The organism is Rahnella contaminans (assembly GCF_011065485.1).
Taxonomy (GTDB): Bacteria; Pseudomonadota; Gammaproteobacteria; order Enterobacterales; family Enterobacteriaceae; genus Rahnella; species Rahnella contaminans.
Genome location: NZ_JAADJS010000009.1, coordinates 1 through 17,203, shown reverse-complemented (window position 1 = coordinate 17,203; position 17,203 = coordinate 1). Strand labels below are relative to the sequence as shown.

The following is a 17,203-nucleotide window of genomic DNA, read 5'->3' as shown; positions in this document are numbered from 1 at the left end:
ACTGCACTTTTCCCGGCGGTTCGCTGCCGGGAACTCTCAAAAGCTAAAACAACGCAGTCCACTCTTACGTATTCATAAGCCACAAACTTAATAAGAATAAGGGTTCACCATGCGCACAATTCAGAAAAAAGCACTCATCCTCGCATTATCCATTGCGACACCCGCCGCTTTCGCCGCTGATTTACCGGGCAAAGGCGTGGTCGTGAAACCTTTGCAAAGCACCATCGCAGAAGAGACTTTCCAGACGGAACTGGTTAACCGCGCCCTGCAAAAACTGGGCTACGACGTTCAGCAAACCGGTGAAGTGGATTACAACGTCGCGTACACCGCCATCGCCAGCGGCGATTCGACGTACATGGCGGTGAACTGGGAACCGCTGCAAAAAGACATGTACAACGCCGCCGGTGGCGATCAGAAATTTTACCGTCAGGGCACCTATATCAGCGGCGCGGCGCAGGGTTATCTGATCGACAAGAAAACAGCCGACAAATATCACATTCATGATTTGTCGCAGCTGAAAGATCCGAAGATAGCCAAACTGTTTGACGCCGACGGTGACGGCAAAGCCGATATGGCCGGCTGTAATCCGGGCTGGGTATGCGGCTCCGTCATCAATACGCAGATTAAAGCCTACGGCCTGAGCGACACCGTTACCCAGAACGAAGGCAACTATTCGGCGATTATTGCCGATACGCTGACCCGCTATAAATCCGGCAAACCGGTGCTGTATTTCACCTGGACACCTTACTGGGTGAGCAACGAGATGAAACCGGGCAAAGACGTGGTCTGGCTGACCGTGCCGTTCTCGGCCAATCCGGGCTCGCTGAAAGACATGGATACCACGCTGCCGAACGGCAAAAACTACGGTTTCCCGGTCAACAACGAACACATCGTGGCGAACAAAGCCTGGGCTGAGAAAAACCCGGCCGCCGCGAAACTGTTCGCCATCATGAAACTGCCGCTGGCGGATGTGAACGCGCAAAACCTGAAGATGCACGAAGGGGAATCCTCTTCTGATGATATCCAGCAGCACGTTGACGGCTGGATCAAAGCACATCAGGCCACGTTTGATGGCTGGATCAAAGAAGCGGCCGCCGCAGCCGCCACGAAATAACCGATGAAAATCTCAGAGGAATTTATGAAAAAGACAGGAATCTGGGCGGTTGCCGCCCTCACCACATTTGCCACAGCCACAACGTTCGCCGCCGATCTTCCGGGTAAAGGCGTCAGCGTGACACCGATTCAAAGCACCATCAGCGAAGAAACCTTCCAGACGGAACTGGTGAATAAGGCGCTGGAAAAACTGGGCTACGACGTTCAGCCGACCCGTGAAGTGGATTACAACGTCGGCTACACCACCATTGCCGCCGGTGACGCCACGTTTACCGCCGTGAACTGGTCACCGCTGCATGATGAAATGTACAAAGCCGCCGGTGGCGATAAAGTTTTCTATCGTGAAGGGACGTATGTGACCGGCGCAGCGCAGGGCTGGCTTATCGATAAGAAAACCGCCGAGCAGTATCACATTACCAACATCGAACAGCTTAAAGATCCGAAACTCGCCAAGCTGTTTGATACCAACGGCGACGGCAAAGCCGATCTGACCGGTTGTACGCCGGGCTGGGGCTGTGAAGCCGCACTGAACGAACAGCTGAAAGCGTACGGTCTGGAAAAAACCGTGACACATAATCAGGGTAACTATTCCGCGATGATCGCCGACACCATTACGCGATACAAAGAAGGCAAACCAATTTTCTATTACACCTGGACGCCGTACTGGGTCAGCAATGTGCTGATCCCGGGCAAAGATGTGTTGTGGATGCAGGTGCCGTTCTCCGTCGTGCCGGGTGATAAAAACGCCGATACCACACTGCCAAACGGCAAGAACTACGGTTTCCCGGTGAGCACTATGCATATCGTGGCAAACAAAGCCTGGGCTGAGAAAAACCCGGCCGCCGCGAAGCTGTTTGCCATCATGAAATTACCGCTGAAAGACATCAATGCGCAGAATGCTGCGATGCACGCCGGTAAAAACTCGGATGCTGATATCGATGCACAGACCGACGGCTGGATTAAAGCCCACCAGGAAGAGTTCGATGGCTGGGTGAAAGAAGCTGCTGCGGCCGCGAAGTAACGCAGGAACAGACTCAGTAAAACCCGCGGGCGGAGAGAAATCTCCGCCCGTTTTTTTTTGGGGAGCGTATTGAAATAAGCGCTATTGCAAAACCCAATAGTTGCCATGAAAACTATTCATTGGTTTAATATTTTAACTCAAACGATAATCGTTTTTCGCATTCCCCTGCTTATTCAATAAGATCTGTTATCCCCATTATGAAAAAAACGACCACACATTCCTCCCTCAGCCCCGCGCTGATTATTCTGATGGCAGTCGCCACCGGGCTCGCCGTCGCCAGTAACTATTACCCGCAGCCGCTGCTGGAAACCATTGCGCGTGCGTTCAGCCTTTCCGTTAATCAGGCCGGTTTTATCGTCACCGTGGCGCAGCTGGGTTACGCCTGCGGCCTGATGTTTATCGTGCCGCTCGGCGATATGTTTGAACGTCGTAACCTGATTGTGCTGATGACACTGCTTTCCGCCGCCGGATTGCTGATCACCGCGATGGCACCGACGCTGACTATCATGCTGGTGGGGACGGCGCTGACCGGGCTGTTCTCGGTGGTGGCGCAGATTCTGGTGCCGCTGGCGGCGACGCTGGCTGAACCGGAACGGCGCGGCAAAGTGGTTGGGCTGATTATGTCCGGCCTGTTGCTGGGAATTCTGCTGGCCCGGACGGTTGCCGGTGCACTGGCGACACTCGGCGGCTGGCGGACGGTGTACTGGGTTGCCAGTGCGCTGATGATTATCATGGCACTGGTGTTGTGGCGAAAACTGCCAAAACATCAGCAACATACGGATCTTAATTATCCGCAACTGCTTAAATCCATTTTCACCCTGTTTATCCACACGCCAGTTTTACGCACCCGCGCGCTGATTGGTATGTTCTGTTTTGCCAACTTCAGTATTCTGTGGACGTCGATGGCGTTCCTGCTGGCCGGTCCTGCGTATCACTATTCCGAAGGGGTGATTGGCTTGTTTGGTCTGGTCGGCGCAGCGGGCGCACTGGCGGCTACACGCGCCGGACATCTGGCCGACAAAGGCAAAGCGCATCTGACAACAACGGCGGGGCTGGTGCTGCTTTTACTGTCCTGGGCGGCGATTGCTTACGGTCAGCATTCGGTGATCTCCCTGATCGTCGGCATCATCGTTTTGGACCTTTCGGTTCAGGGTGTACACATCACCAATCAAAGTGTGATTTATAAATCGATGCCGGAAGCGCGTAACCGCCTGACCGCAGGCTACATGACAACGTACTTTATTGGCGGCGCGGTAGGGTCTCTGGTGTCGGCTTCGGCTTATCAAACGGCGGGCTGGTATGGGGTCTCGGTGGCAGGCACCATCATGTGCGTACTGAATTTACTGGTCTGGCTGAAAGGGTATAAACACAAGCTGGCCTGATAACGTACGAAATTACATCAGGAGGGAATCATCACCCCTCCTGATTAGCTTGCGAATAATCATATTAGAAATTTATTTGAACCAAAGGGTGTTAACAATACTTACAGTCTGGTAATGTTTACGCCATAAATTATTCGCCGGCATCCTCCCGGTTTTCACAATGTTTTAAATACCCATGCACAGCAACCCTGATCTCGAAGCGCCTGACCCCGTTCGCGTTTCCACTTTCGCACAAGGTATTACCGATAGCCTTCCTATCGTGATTGGTTATCTTCCTATCGCTTTTGCGTTCGGCCTCAGCGCCGTCAAACTCGGTTTCACGCCCGCTGAAAGTCTGCTGTTCTCCATACTTATCTACGCTGGCGCCAGTCAGTTTGTGATCACCGCGCTGCTCAGCGCCGGGATGTCTCTCTGGGTTTCTGCTCTGACCGTGATGGCCATGGACGTTCGCCATGTACTCTACGGTCCTTCGCTGCGTAACCGTATTGCGGGAAAACTCAGCGGCAAAAAAACCGCACTCTGGGCGTTTGGCCTGACCGATGAGGTCTTTGCCGCCGCCACCGCCAAACTCGTCCGTGATAAACGCAGCTGGAGCGAGAACTGGATGTGTGGCATCGCGCTTTCTTCCTGGCTCTCGTGGGTTTTCGGCACCGCCGTCGGCGCACTTTTCGGCAATGGTCCGCTGGAAAATTACCCTGCCATTGAAGCTGCGCTCGGATTCATGTTGCCCGCCCTTTTCCTGAGTTTCCTGCTCGCCGCTTTTAAGCGCCAGCAAAGCATGGTGTTTGTCGCCTCGCTGGCCGGTTCGCTCGGCGGACTGTTGTTCTGGTCGATCCCTGCCGCTATCGGATGCGGCCTCGGCGCCGGATGTCTGGCCGCCCTGCTGCAACCCGCAGCCTCAGCGGGCACCACGGAGGTCACCCCGGATGAGCACTAATGTCATTCTGGTTTGCCTGCTGGTCGGCGCCGTCAATTACCTCTTTCGATATTTGCCACTGCGCATGGGCGCGCGGCAGAAGTCGGGGACACTGAAAAGCGGCCCGCTATCCCGCGTGCTAGACAGCATCGGTATCGCCTCAATCTGTGCATTACTGGTGGTGTCCAGCACTCCGGAAATTCTTCGTGATCAACAAAAACTGCTGCCTTCACTGGCCGGTTTTGTGGTGCTCGCGATCATTTTCTGGCGAACCAAAAGTATCATTATGGCCACGCTGTCCGGCGCTCTGGTGTACGGGCTGGTGTTCAAGGTGATGCTGATGGCCGCAGGCTGAAGACCATTTTTTACCGCAGAGTAACAGCAGAGCAAACTCTGCCGAATACTTTAAACATCGAATAATTCACTGGAGTTATGAATCACACTAATTGCTAAAGAATTGGTGATTCATGACATTGATATTATTAATTACCATCGTTACTATGTCATCTGTAACTAATGAGGCTTCTCATATGGACAGTTCGTTCGCGCCAATTGAACACATGTTAAATTTCCGGGCTAAAAAGCAAAAAGATTTCCCTTATCAGGAAATCCTGCTGACGCGCCTGTGTATGCACATGCAAAGTAAATTACTGGAAAACCGCAATAAGATGCTGAAAGCGCAAGGCATCAACGAAACGCTGTTTATGGCTCTGATCACACTTGATGCGCAGGAAAGCCACAGTATTCAGCCTTCGGAGCTAAGCTCAGCGCTGGGTTCTTCCCGCACCAATGCCACCCGTATTGCGGATGAATTGGAAAAACGCGGATGGATTGAACGTCGTGAGAGCGACAATGACCGTCGGTGTCTGCATTTGCACCTGACGGCCGATGGTGAAGCTTTTATCCAGAAGTTACTGCCGCCTCAACATAAGAGCCTGCATTTTCTCTGGTCAACCCTGGACGCAGATGAGCAGAAGCAGTTAGAAACCCTGACGCGCAAACTGTTAACTCGCCTTGATCAGATGGATGCGACAGCACTACAACAATTCTAAATTTCTGTTCAGGTAAACCACACATGTCACTCCAAGCTCGCTGGAGGCTTACGCCGCTGTTTGCCGTTTTGATTTTGGCTGGCTGCGCCTCCAGTAATAATATTGCTCCTCAGTCGTCGCTGCTGGATACCCAACAGCTTCATCTGCAGCAGGCAAAAGTCAGTTCTCTGACCATCGGCCCACAGTGGTGGCGTAGTCTTAATGATCCGCAGCTTGATAACCTGATGACCACGACGTTGCAAAACTCGCCGTCATTGCGTCAGGCCGCGGCTCGTGTGCGCGAAGCGCAGAGCGTGATGGGCGAAGCAGATGCAGCCAATGGCCCCTATCTGGATTTGAATGGTTCGATGCGACGTGAACGTGTGGCTAAAAACACGATCCCGCCGTTCCTGACCAGCTATCCGGAAGCGCCAATCTACGATAACAGCAACAGCCTCGGGCTGAATCTGAGCTATGAGTTTGACTGGTGGGGTAAATACCGCAATCAGGTGAATGCCGCGAAAGCACAGGTGGATTCCGCCCGCGCCGAGCAGGCAGAAGCCGCGCTGACGCTGACCAGTTCGGTGGCGTCAGCCTATTATCAGTTGCAGGCCAATCTGGCTTTGCAGGATGTTCTGCAACATGAAGTGGATAACAATCAGCATCTGGCGGATTTGCGCAAAGCGCAGTATCAGGCCGGTGTCTATGGCATTGAAATTCCGCAACAAACCCAGGCGCAGGCCGACAGTGCTAAACAGCAAATCATCAACCTGAAAGCCCAGACCGAACAGCTGAGACATCAGCTTTCCGCGCTGGCGGGTCAGGGGCCTGATGCGATGAACGGACTTCACGCCGTGGCATTGCCACCGGCTGAAGCGCTGGCACCGAAAGGCGAGCTGACGCTGGATTTGCTGGGTAAACGCCCGGACATTGCTGCACAGCGTGATCTGGTGGAATCTTATTCCCAGCGCGTCAGTGCGGCCAAAAAAGAGTTCTACCCAAGCCTTTCCATCAGCGCCTTTGGCGGTCTGACGACCACCAACTACGGCGGCACCAGCCCGAATCTTCTGGAAGCAGCCAGCAAGGCCTGGAATATCACGCCAGCGATTTCGCTGCCGATATTCCACGCAGGCGCACTGCGTTCCAAACTGGGCGAAGAGTCCGCGTTATATGATCAGTCCGTTGAGTCATATAACCAGACCATCCTGAACGCCATCCAGCAAACTGCGGATGCCATTACCCTCTCGAAAAGCGGCGTTGAACAATTGCAGCAGGCTTCTTCTGCCGCTAAATCGCTGGAAGAGGTGTATCGCGTTTCGGATGCAAGATACAACGCTGGCGTCATCGGACGGGATGAGCTGTTAAGCAGCCAGTCAGCGCTCCTGCAACAGCAACAGGCGCAACTTACCGCCAGCAGTCAGCTGATGCAGGCAAAAATCAGTCTCATTCGTGCGCTCGGGGGTGGCTATCAGGCCCCGGCTGCGAACCAAAAATCATAATAAAAGACTCAGTGTGGAGAAGACCATGAGCGCAAATGCCGAAACTCAGGCAACGCCGCAAGCTCCGAAAAATAAGAAGAAAACGCGCAAAGTCGCGATGCTCTTGTTAACCGGGATTTTCATTCTTATCGCCATCGCCTACCTGTTCTACTGGCTGCTGGTGTTACGTCATTTCCAGTCTACCGATGATGCGTATGTTGCCGGTAATCAGGTTCAGATTATGGCGCAGGTGTCAGGCAGCGTGACTGACGTCAATTTCGACAGCACCGACTTTGTCAAAAAAGGCGATGTGCTGGTGACTATTGATCCGACCGATGCGGAACAGGCGTTTGAACGTTCTAAAACGGCGCTGGCTAACAGCGTCCGCCAGACGCATCAGCTGATCATCAACGGCAAACAGTATCAGGCAAATATCGCACTGCGTGCGACACAACTACAACAGGCGCAGTCTGACCTGAAACGCCGTATCGTGCTGGGCAACGTTGACGCGATTGGCCGTGAAGAACTGCAACACGCCCGTGACGCCGTGGATACCGCGAAAGCGCAATATGATGTCGCCGTACAGCAATACAACGCCAATCAGGCGATGATTCTGGATACGCCGGTCGATAAACAACCGCAGGTGATGCAGGCCGCGGCACAGGTACGTGACGCATGGCTCGCCCTGCAACGTACCAAAGTGCGCAGCCCGATTGACGGTTTTGTTTCCCGTCGCGCGGTTCAGATCGGACAGCAAATCAGCCCGACCACGTCTCTGATGGCCGTTGTTCCTGCTCATCACATCTGGGTTGATGCCAACTTTAAAGAAACTCAGCTGGCGAATATGCGTATTGGTCAGGTCGCCACCGTCGTCAGCGATATGTACGGCGATGACGTGAAATATCACGGCAAAGTGGTCGGTATGGATATGGGCACCGGCGGCGCGTTCTCGCTGCTTCCTGCACAAAATGCGACCGGAAACTGGATCAAAGTGGTTCAGCGCCTGCCGGTGCGTATTGAGCTTAACGATCAGGAAGTGGCGGAACATCCGCTGCGCATTGGTTTGTCCACGCTGGTGACGGTTGATACTCAAAACCGTGATGGCCTGGTGCTGGCTGATACCGTGCGTTCCGAACCGCTGTACCAGACTTCGGCTCTGACACTGGATCTGGCCCCGGCTAATGCCATCATTGCTGATGTTATTCACGCAAATGCGGGCTAAAACCTCCGGAGGCCTCTGTGGCAAATAAACCGCTGGTAGGCGCCCCGCTGGCCTGGATGACGGTGGCTTTGTCTTTGGCCACCTTTATGCAGGTGCTGGACTCGACGATCGCCAACGTGGCGATCCCGACCATCGCCGGGAATCTGGGTGCCTCGAACTCACAGGGCACCTGGGTGATTACGTCGTTCGGGGTGGCAAACGCCATCTCGATCCCCATCACCGGCTGGCTGGCAAAGCGCATCGGTGAGGTCAAACTGTTCCTGTGGTCCACGATACTGTTTGCGCTTGCGTCCTGGCTTTGCGGGATGTCCAACAGCCTGGAAATGCTGATCTTCTTCCGTGTGCTGCAAGGCGTGGTAGCAGGTCCGCTGATCCCGTTATCACAAAGTTTGTTACTGAATAACTATCCGCCGGCCAAGCGAAGTACCGCGCTCGCGCTCTGGTCGATGACGGTGATCGTCGCCCCGATTTGCGGGCCGATCCTCGGCGGTTATATCAGTGATAACTTCCACTGGGGATGGATCTTCTTCATCAACGTACCAATCGCCATCGTGGTCGTTGTGCTTACGCTGAGAACCCTGAAAGGCCGCGAAACCGCCACGCAGATCCGCCCGATCGACAGCGTCGGGCTGGTGTTACTGGTGCTGGGCATTGGCGCATTGCAGGTGATGCTCGACCGGGGCAAGGAGCTGGACTGGTTTAACTCGACGGAAATTATTGTTCTGGCGGTCGTGGCGGTGATCGCATTGTGCTTCCTGGTTGTCTGGGAGCTGACCGATGACCACCCGATAGTTGATCTGTCACTGTTTAAATCCCGAAACTTCACCATCGGCGTACTGTGTATCAGCCTGGCCTACATGCTCTACTTCGGCGCGATTGTTTTGCTGCCGCAGCTGTTGCAGGAGGTCTATGGTTATACCGCGACCTGGGCGGGTCTGGCGTCCGCGCCGGTGGGTATTCTGCCGGTGCTGATGTCGCCGATTATTGGCCGCTTCGCACACCGTCTGGATATGCGAAAACTGGTGACGTTCAGCTTTATTATGTACGCCTACTGCTTCTTCTGGCGTGCGTATACCTTTGAACCGGGGATGGATTTTGGTGCTTCTGCATGGCCGCAGTTTATTCAGGGCTTTGCGGTAGGCTGCTTCTTCATGCCGCTGACCACCATTATTTTGTCGGGATTACCGCCGGAACGTATGGCGGCAGCCTCCAGTTTGTCGAACTTTATTCGTACGCTGGCGGGGTCTATCGGGACGTCAATCACCACGACGATGTGGTCAAACCGGGAATCGCTGCACCATGCGCAGCTGACCGAAAACATCACACCGTACAACCCGGCGGCGACGCAGACTTATCAGCAGCTGGAAGGGATTGGCATGAGCCATCAGCAGGCTTCCGGCTGGATAGCGCGGGAAATTACGAATCAGGGGCTTATCATCTCTGCTAACGAGATTTTCTGGTTATCCGGCGGGGCATTCCTGGTACTGCTGATCTTAATCTGGTTCGCCCGTCCGCCATTCAGTAGCGGCGGTGGCGGCGGAGGTGCGCACTGATTTCATGTGGTCAGTTAACACGAATCAGTAAACATCAGAAAGCAAAACGGACGCTCAGGGCGTCCGTTTTTTATGGGTGAAAATCAGGATTTACGCCTGATTCTGACGCCACCATTCAGCCAGCAAAATACCGGTCGCAACGGAAACGTTCAGGCTTTCCACTTTGCCCGTACCGCCGATAGACACGCTCAGGTCGCCCTGCTGCCATGCGCTGTCGGACAGGCCGTCGCTTTCTTCACCCAGCACCAGCACCATTTTGGCAGGCAGCTCAGCTTTGCCGAGCGCCGTCCCTTTGTGGCTGGACGTGGTCACGATGGTGTAACCGGCTTTACGGAAGGTCGCCAGCACATCAAGGAAGTTATCCGCACTGATAGCTTTAACGTGTTCTGCGCCGCCTTCAGCGGTACGCACGGCTGCACCGGATTCCAGCTGAGCCGGATCCTGAACCATCATCCCGTTGATACCAAAATGCGCACATGAACGCATGATACCGCCGAGGTTGTGCGGGTTACCGACGTTTTCCAGCGCCAGCACACAGTCTTTCGCAGGAGCAGATTGCAGATAGGTTTCTGCATCCAGACCCTGACGTTTTTTAATCAGGAAACACACGCCACCATGGTGCTCGGTGCCGGAAGCTTTCACCAGCTCTTCGTCTTCAACCACGTGATACGCTTTGCGGTTTGCCGCCATCCAGCGCAGCGCCTCGCGGAAACGTGGCGTGACTGATTGCACAAACCACGCGCGAACAATCGCATCAGGACGGCTGGCAAACAGCGCCTGACAGGCATTCTCGCCGTAAACGCGGGTTTCTTCCTGACGCTGACGACGCAGCTGTTCAGGGTCGATGAAACTTTTACCGCTGATACCACCGTGATCCGGTACGGATTCATCCGCCGGTGCACGGGAAACGGTTTTCCATGGTGAGGAGTACGGACCGTCGTCTTCACGTGCCGGACGACGCGGGCGATCATCACCACGACGAGGTGCAGGGCCGCGTGAATCGCCACGGGAATCGCTGCTACGACGCTCATTGCGGCGGGCATCGTCAGGACGGGAACCCTGGCGAGGTTTATCGCCCGGACGTCCTTTATTGTTGGAAGGACGTTTATCGTTGTTGCGGTTATCGCCGTCGTCGTCACTACGGACGTACATCACTTTGACTTTGCCGTTCTTGCCACTGAATGAATCGTTCATTTTTCTCTCCACCTACGCGCAGGGCGCGAAGATTACCTGATGTCTGTGAGCTAAGCCACAGGCTTTCGACCAAAAGCTAAAAACTATCGTATTCATTGAATAAACCGCGTTGTTTCCGTGACGCGGTGCCTCCATACTTACAACATACAAGTAACATATCAGCCGCTTTATTAACCATTTTTAAGGGTAAAAGCGGGTTTCTGGTTGATACCCTTCTCACGTTAAGCAATGTAGAGGCTATTTATGAATACGGTTTGTTCATCATGTCAGGCCACCAACCGCCTGCCTGAGGATCGTATCGACGACGGCGCGAAATGCGGCCGCTGCGGTCATGCACTTTTTGAAGGCGATGTAGTTCACGCCACTGCCGCCACGCTGGACAAATATCTGCAGGACGACCTGCCGGTTGTCATCGATTTCTGGGCACCGTGGTGTGGCCCGTGCGTGAACTTCGCGCCTATTTTTGAAGATGTTGCGCAGGAACGTGCCGGTAAAATCCGTTTCATTAAGGTTAATACCGAAGCAGAACCTGAACTGAGCGCGCGGTTCCGTATTCGCAGTATTCCGACCATTATGGTGTTTAATGAAGGCAAAATGGTCGATATGTTGAGCGGCGCAATGCCTAAAGCGCCTTTCAACACCTGGCTTAATGAATCATTGTAACGCATAAGCCGTTATAAAGCCCTGCCGATGGCCCGCCTCAGCGCGGGCCTTTTTGTACGTTCAGCAGATGCTGCTTGCCAGCGAACGGCGGGTGATTAAAATAGCCGCTTTTCGAATACCGGAATGCTTATGTCAGACAACGCCGTCCTTCGCCTGCGTGAGCAGCGTTTAGCCCGATCGACCCGCCCTTTTCTGGCCCGGGGATCCCGTGCCATTCGTTGCCAGGCATGCCTGTTACCTCAACGTCATTGCATCTGCGCCACGCGTGAGATCCATCAGGCGAACAGCCGTTTCTGTCTGGTGATGTTTGACACCGAGCCGATGAAGCCCAGCAATACCGGTCGCCTGATTGCGGATGTTTTGCCGGATACGCAGGCATTTCTGTGGTCGCGTACGGAAACCGATCCGGCGTTGCTGGATGCCATTTCTGACCCGTCGCGCCAGCCTTACGTGGTTTTTCCGGCGTCTTTCGCAACGCCGCCGCGTCAGGTCTTTACCGAAGTCCCCGAGGGCAGTAAACCGCCGCTGTTTATCATGCTGGACGGCACCTGGAATGAAGCACGCAAGATGTTCCGCAAAAGTCCGTATCTGGATAATCTGCCGGTATTCTCTCTGGATGTAAGCGCCAGCTCCGGCTATATCCTGCGTGAAGCCTCGCGTCCGGAATTGCATTGCACCGTTGAAGTGGCCGCCGCGTTGCTCGAAAAAGCCGGCGATACACAGGCGTCGGCGGGTTTATCACGACATTTTACGCATTTCCGCACGCAATATCTGGCAGGAAAACCCCATCATCCGGTGCATCAGCTCACAGCAAAGAACGAAGAAAGCCTCTAGAATCATGGGAACATGATGAATCGGAGAGACGATGAGCCAGCGCGGACTAGAAGCACTATTACGACCTGAGTCGATTGCCGTGGTCGGCGCCAGTAATAAACCGGGGCGCGCCGGCTATCTGATGATGCGCAATCTGCTCGACAGCGGCTTCAACGGCCCTGTTTTGCCGGTCACTCCGGCTTATCGCGCAGTCTGTGGCGTTCTGACCTGGCAGGATGTCGCCAGTCTGCCGATGTCGCCTGATATCGCCATTCTCTGCACGCACGCAGACCGTAATATGGCGCTGCTGGAACAGCTCGGCGAGCGCGGCTGCAAAACTGTCATCGTGCTTTCCTCTCAACCCGGTCAGTTCGCGGAACTGAAAGCCTGCGCCCAGCGTTTTTCAATGCGGCTGCTTGGGCCAAACAGTCTCGGCATTCTCGCTCCCTGGCAAAAGCTGAATGCCAGTTTTTCTCCGGTGCCGATCCTGCCGGGAAAACTTGCATTTATTTCGCAATCGGCCGCCGTGGCTAATACCATTCTTGACTGGGCGCAGCAGCGTGCCGTCGGATTTTCGTATTTTGTCTCACTGGGAGACAGCCTGGATATCGACGTTGATGATCTGCTTGATTTTCTCGCCCGCGATTCAAAAACCAGCGCCATCCTTCTTTATCTGGAGCACATCAGCGATGCCCGGCGTTTTCTTTCTGCTTCGCGCAGCGCATCACGCAACAAGCCTATTCTGGTCATCAAAAGTGGCCGTAGCGGACAGGCTCAGCAGCTACTGAACAGCCCGCTCAGCCTCGACGCGGCCTACGATGCCGCCATCCAGCGTGCGGGTTTGCTGCGCGTACAAGATACGCATGAACTGTTTTCGGCCGTCGAAACCCTGAGCCATATGCGCCCGTTGCGCGGTGAGCGCTTACTCATTATCAGTAACGGCGCTGCACCGGCGGCGATGGCGTTAGATCAGCTGCTGTTGCGTAACGGCAAACTGGCAAAGCTGGGGAATGAAGCGAGCAAAGCGCTGACTGGCATTCTGCCGAAGAACATTACCGCCTCTAATCCGCTGGATTTGCATGATGACGCCACGCCTCAGCTATATCAGTCGGTGATAATGGCGCTGCTCGACAGTACAGATTACGACGCCCTGCTGGTGATACACGCCCCGAGTGCCGCAGCGCACGGCACAGTGACAGCAAGCGGGGTGATAGATGTCGTTCGAAAACATCCACGCGGAAAATACATCACGCTGCTGACAAACTGGTGCGGGGAATTCTCCTCGCAGGAAGCGCGCAAGCTGTTCAGTACCGCCGGGATCCCGACTTACCGCACCCCGGAAGGCGCGGTAACGGCGTTTATGCATATGGTGGAATATCGCCGGAATCAGAAACAGCTGAAAGAAACGCCTGCGCTGCCAGCAGACCTTGAACAAAATACCGATCAGGCTCACAAACTGATTGCACAAACGCTGGCAGAAGGCACCACGCAGCTTGATACACATGAAGTCCGCGCGATTTTGCATGCGTACAGAATGAATGTGTTGCCGACGTGGATCGCCAGTGACAGCGCTGAAGCCGTAAATATTGCCAGCCAGATTGGTTATCCCGTTGCGCTGAAACTGCGTTCGCCGGACATTCCGCATAACTCTGAAGTTCAGGGCGTCATGTTATATCTGCGCACCGCCAGCGAAGTGGAACAGGCGGCGAATGCGATATTTGACCGCGCCAGAGAGGCATTTCCGCAGGCGCGAATTCTGGGTCTGCTGGTACAGACGATGGCTAACCGCCCGGGCTCTCAGGAATTACGGGTAGTCGTAGAGCAGGATCCGGTCTTCGGCCCGCTGATTATGCTGGCCGAAGGCGGAAATGACTGGCGTCCGGAAAGGCAGGCAGCCGTTTCGCTTCCGCCCCTGAACATGACGCTGGCGCGCTACCAGGTCGTGCAGGCATTGAAGAGCGGTAAAATACGCGGTCGCAATGCGTTACATCCTCTCGATATTCCCGCCCTGAGTCAGCTTCTGGTTAACGTGTCTAACCTGATTATTGATTGCCCGGAAATCGAACGGCTGGATATTCATCCTTTGCTGGTGTCCGGTAATGAACTCAGCCTGCTTGATGTTTCCATGCAGCTTTCTGCACATTCTGCCGGGGCACCATCACGACTGGCAATCCGTCCTTATCCGCGTGAACTCGAAGAGCACGTTATACTGAAGAATGGACTGCCTGCACTGTTCCGCCCGATTCTTCCGGAAGATGAGCCGCTGCTGAAAGCTTTCATCCTGAAGGTCACTAAAGAAGACCTGTATTACCGCTATTTCAGTGAGATTAATGAGTTCACTCATGAAGATTTAGCGAACATGACGCAGATTGATTATGACCGTGAGATGGCTTTTGTCGCCGTGCGTACAGAAAATGAAGAAAGTGAAATTATTGGGGTCACGCGAACCGTTTCGGATCCCGACAATATCGATGCCGAATTCTCCGTACTGGTACGATCTGATTTGAAAGGTCTGGGGCTCGGGCGACGTCTGCTGGATAAGATGATTGATTATGCCGCAGAGCACGGCCTGCAACGTCTTACAGGCATCACGATGCCGAATAACCGCGGCATGATTACACTGGCTAAAAAACTGGGATTTGACGTCGATATTCAGATTCAGGACAGTATTGTTAATCTGTCTCTGGCACTGGAAAAGCGCCGAAATTCACAGCAGAAAACCGTGAGCCTGAGCGATGAACAGGCAAAAGATGCGCACATGCGGCAGGACTAATGGTATTATCGACCGATTGTGCGGTCACCACAGTTTGTCTGTGCCGCTAAAATCATTACCTGAAGAGAGAAGAAGCGCACTGTGATGTTGTCAAAATTCAAACGTAATAAACATCAACAACACCTTGCTCAACTGCCAAAACTCCCCCAAACAGTTGGTGCTGTAAAAACGCTCTACTGCCCTACCGATTTCCGTAAGGCACTGCTTGAAGCCATTGCCAACGCCACCCAACGGATTTATCTGGTTGCTCTCTATTTAGAGAACGATGATGGTGGTCGCGATGTGTTGTCGGCGCTGTATGATGCCAAGCAGCGGCGTCCTGAACTGGAGATTTGCGTGCTGGTTGACTGGCACCGCGCTCAGCGTGGGCGTATCGGCGCAGCTGCGGCCAATACCAATGCTGACTGGTATTGTCGTATGGCGAAAGAGCATCCTGAGATTTCCGTACCGGTCTATGGCGTACCTGTGAATACCCGTGAAGCCCTGGGCGTTTTGCACCTCAAAGGCTTTGTTATCGACGATCAGGTCATTTACAGCGGCGCGAGTCTTAATGATGTGTATCTGCATCGTCATGAAAAATATCGTTATGACCGTTATCAGTTGCTGACAAATACTACGCTGGCTAACACGATGATCGACTTTATAAAGAAATCGATCCTCACTGCCGCAGCGGTTCAGCGTCTCGATCGTGAAGATCGCCCGAAAAGTATTGAGATTAAAAACGAAACGCGTCAGTTTCGGCAAACCCTGCGCACCAGTGGTTATCATTTCAAAGACAGCGCCGGTAATGATGAACTGGCGGTCACGCCAATTGTAGGCCTGGGCAAGCAGAATGAATTGAATCGTACGATTCACCATTTAATGGCCAGCACCGATCATAAGCTGACGCTGTGTACTCCTTATTTCAATATGCCTGCAATGCTGGCGCGCAATATCATTCATTTGCTGCGCCGGGGTAAACAGGTTGAAATTATTGTGGGTGATAAAACCGCTAACGATTTCTATATTCCGCAAGATCAGCCTTTTAAAATCATCGGCGCCTTGCCTTATTTGTATGAAATCAATCTGCGCCGCTTCCTGAGCCGTTTGCAACGCTTTGTCGACAGCGGGCAATTAATTGTCCGGTTATGGAAAGATGGGGACAATAGTTACCATCTGAAAGGTATGTGGGTGGATGACCGCTGGCAGCTGATCACCGGTAATAACCTCAACCCACGCGCCTGGCGTTTGGATCTGGAGAATGCCATTTTGATCCACGATCCGCTTAAAGAGATGGCGGTTGAGCGTCAAAAAGAGCTGGAACAGATCCGTCAGCATACGCAAGTTGTCTCTCATTATATGGAACTGGAAAGTATTCCTAATTATCCGGTTAAAGTACGCAAACTTATTCGCCGTCTGCGGCGGATTCGAATCGACAGATTAATCAGCCGAATTCTGTAATTGGCTATACTGAAAGCCTGATCATCCTGATCGGGCTTTTTTATATCTGGAATTCCATTTTATGACGCCATTACTCCCTTCTTCCGTAAAACTCTCCGTCATCAGCCTTATATTTTTTTGCAGCGGTTGTACCCATTTCGCCAATGACCAATGGACCGGTAAGGACAAAGCCGGGCACTTTGTTGGCTCTGCGGTATTAGCGGCAGCAGGCACAGCCTACGCAGATAATCAGGGCAGGAATGAAGCGCGCAGTCGTTCATTCGGCTTATTATTTTCAGTCGGCCTGGGGGCTACAAAAGAGCTTTATGATAGCCGTGCGGGAGGAAGTGGCTGGAGCTGGAAGGACTTTAGCTGGGATATTGCAGGAGCGGCTGTCGGATACAGCGCTTATCACCTGACGCACTATTAATAAGCAACCATTTACCGTGAATATGTTGAGACTGAACGCGATATATTGCCTTCAAAATTCACGATGCTTCACCCAAATCTCCCATAGCAAAAAGCCCTGTACGTCAGTACAGGGCTTTCCACTTATTTGATGCCTGGCAGTTCCCTACTCTCGCATGGGGAGACCCCACACTACCATCGGCGCTACGGCGTTTCA

Annotated in this window: 15 protein-coding genes; 14 read left to right on the top strand and 1 reads right to left on the bottom strand. The window is 53.6% G+C overall.

Annotated features, from left to right (window positions below):
* Positions 1 to 109: 109 nt before the first annotated feature.
* From proX (GW579_RS23015) to emrB, 9 genes are all read left to right on the top strand, one after another.
* Positions 110 to 1,114: a glycine betaine/L-proline ABC transporter substrate-binding protein ProX gene (proX, locus tag GW579_RS23015; RefSeq protein WP_152324855.1), complete on the top strand. Its 1,005-nt coding sequence runs from the start codon at positions 110 to 112 to the stop codon at positions 1,112 to 1,114.
* A gap of 24 nt (positions 1,115 to 1,138) precedes the next feature.
* Positions 1,139 to 2,134 (top strand): glycine betaine/L-proline ABC transporter substrate-binding protein ProX, encoded by a 996-nt coding sequence (gene proX / locus GW579_RS23010; RefSeq protein WP_152324854.1) that lies wholly within the window; start codon positions 1,139 to 1,141, stop codon positions 2,132 to 2,134.
* A gap of 197 nt (positions 2,135 to 2,331) precedes the next feature.
* Entirely contained in the window at positions 2,332 to 3,516 is a 1,185-nt protein-coding gene (locus GW579_RS23005) for an MFS transporter (protein ID WP_165062069.1), read from the top strand.
* Between the two features lie 175 nt (positions 3,517 to 3,691).
* Complete coding sequence (locus tag GW579_RS23000; RefSeq protein WP_152324852.1) at positions 3,692 to 4,453, top strand: AzlC family ABC transporter permease; 762 nt, start codon at positions 3,692 to 3,694, stop codon at positions 4,451 to 4,453.
* Positions 4,443 to 4,787, top strand: coding sequence for an L-valine transporter subunit YgaH (gene ygaH, locus GW579_RS22995; RefSeq protein ID WP_152324851.1), 345 nt, complete (start codon positions 4,443 to 4,445; stop codon positions 4,785 to 4,787). The genes GW579_RS23000 and ygaH overlap by 11 nt, the downstream gene beginning before the upstream one ends.
* Before the next feature lie 175 nt (positions 4,788 to 4,962).
* Complete coding sequence (mprA, locus tag GW579_RS22990; protein ID WP_152324850.1) at positions 4,963 to 5,484, top strand: transcriptional repressor MprA; 522 nt, start codon at positions 4,963 to 4,965, stop codon at positions 5,482 to 5,484.
* 23 nt (positions 5,485 to 5,507) lie between these two features.
* On the top strand, positions 5,508 to 6,962 hold the full coding sequence (locus GW579_RS22985) for an efflux transporter outer membrane subunit (RefSeq protein ID WP_165062067.1): 1,455 nt from the start codon (positions 5,508 to 5,510) through the stop codon (positions 6,960 to 6,962).
* Positions 6,963 to 6,987: 25 nt separating this feature from the next.
* The gene (emrA, locus tag GW579_RS22980; protein ID WP_152324848.1) at positions 6,988 to 8,163 is read left to right on the top strand and encodes a multidrug efflux MFS transporter periplasmic adaptor subunit EmrA; all 1,176 of its coding nucleotides are present in this window, start codon (positions 6,988 to 6,990) and stop codon (positions 8,161 to 8,163) included.
* 17 nt (positions 8,164 to 8,180) lie between these two features.
* Positions 8,181 to 9,716, top strand: coding sequence for a multidrug efflux MFS transporter permease subunit EmrB (gene emrB, locus GW579_RS22975; RefSeq protein WP_152324847.1), 1,536 nt, complete (start codon positions 8,181 to 8,183; stop codon positions 9,714 to 9,716).
* 90 nt (positions 9,717 to 9,806) lie between these two features.
* Here emrB and GW579_RS22970 read toward each other — a convergent pair whose 3' ends face one another.
* Positions 9,807 to 10,910, bottom strand: coding sequence for a tRNA/rRNA methyltransferase (locus tag GW579_RS22970; protein WP_152324846.1), 1,104 nt, complete (start codon positions 10,908 to 10,910; stop codon positions 9,807 to 9,809).
* 243 nt (positions 10,911 to 11,153) lie between these two features.
* Here GW579_RS22970 and trxC point away from each other — a divergent pair, with 243 nt between their 5' ends.
* From trxC to GW579_RS22945, 5 genes are all read left to right on the top strand, one after another.
* Positions 11,154 to 11,573 carry a thioredoxin TrxC gene (gene trxC, locus GW579_RS22965; RefSeq protein ID WP_152324845.1) on the top strand — a complete coding sequence of 140 codons (420 nt, stop codon included), beginning with the start codon at positions 11,154 to 11,156 and terminating at the stop codon, positions 11,571 to 11,573.
* A 129-nt stretch (positions 11,574 to 11,702) separates the two neighbouring features.
* Positions 11,703 to 12,407, top strand: coding sequence for a tRNA-uridine aminocarboxypropyltransferase (locus GW579_RS22960; RefSeq protein WP_152324844.1), 705 nt, complete (start codon positions 11,703 to 11,705; stop codon positions 12,405 to 12,407).
* A gap of 31 nt (positions 12,408 to 12,438) precedes the next feature.
* Positions 12,439 to 15,159, top strand: a complete 2,721-nt coding sequence (locus GW579_RS22955) for a bifunctional acetate--CoA ligase family protein/GNAT family N-acetyltransferase (RefSeq protein WP_165062065.1) — start codon at positions 12,439 to 12,441, stop codon at positions 15,157 to 15,159.
* An 87-nt stretch (positions 15,160 to 15,246) separates the two neighbouring features.
* Positions 15,247 to 16,599 (top strand): CDP-diacylglycerol--serine O-phosphatidyltransferase, encoded by a 1,353-nt coding sequence (pssA, locus tag GW579_RS22950; protein ID WP_420821560.1) that lies wholly within the window; start codon positions 15,247 to 15,249, stop codon positions 16,597 to 16,599.
* Positions 16,600 to 16,660: 61 nt separating this feature from the next.
* Positions 16,661 to 17,008, top strand: a complete 348-nt coding sequence (locus tag GW579_RS22945; RefSeq protein WP_165062063.1) for a YfiM family lipoprotein — start codon at positions 16,661 to 16,663, stop codon at positions 17,006 to 17,008.
* The last annotated feature ends 195 nt before the right edge of the window (positions 17,009 to 17,203 follow it).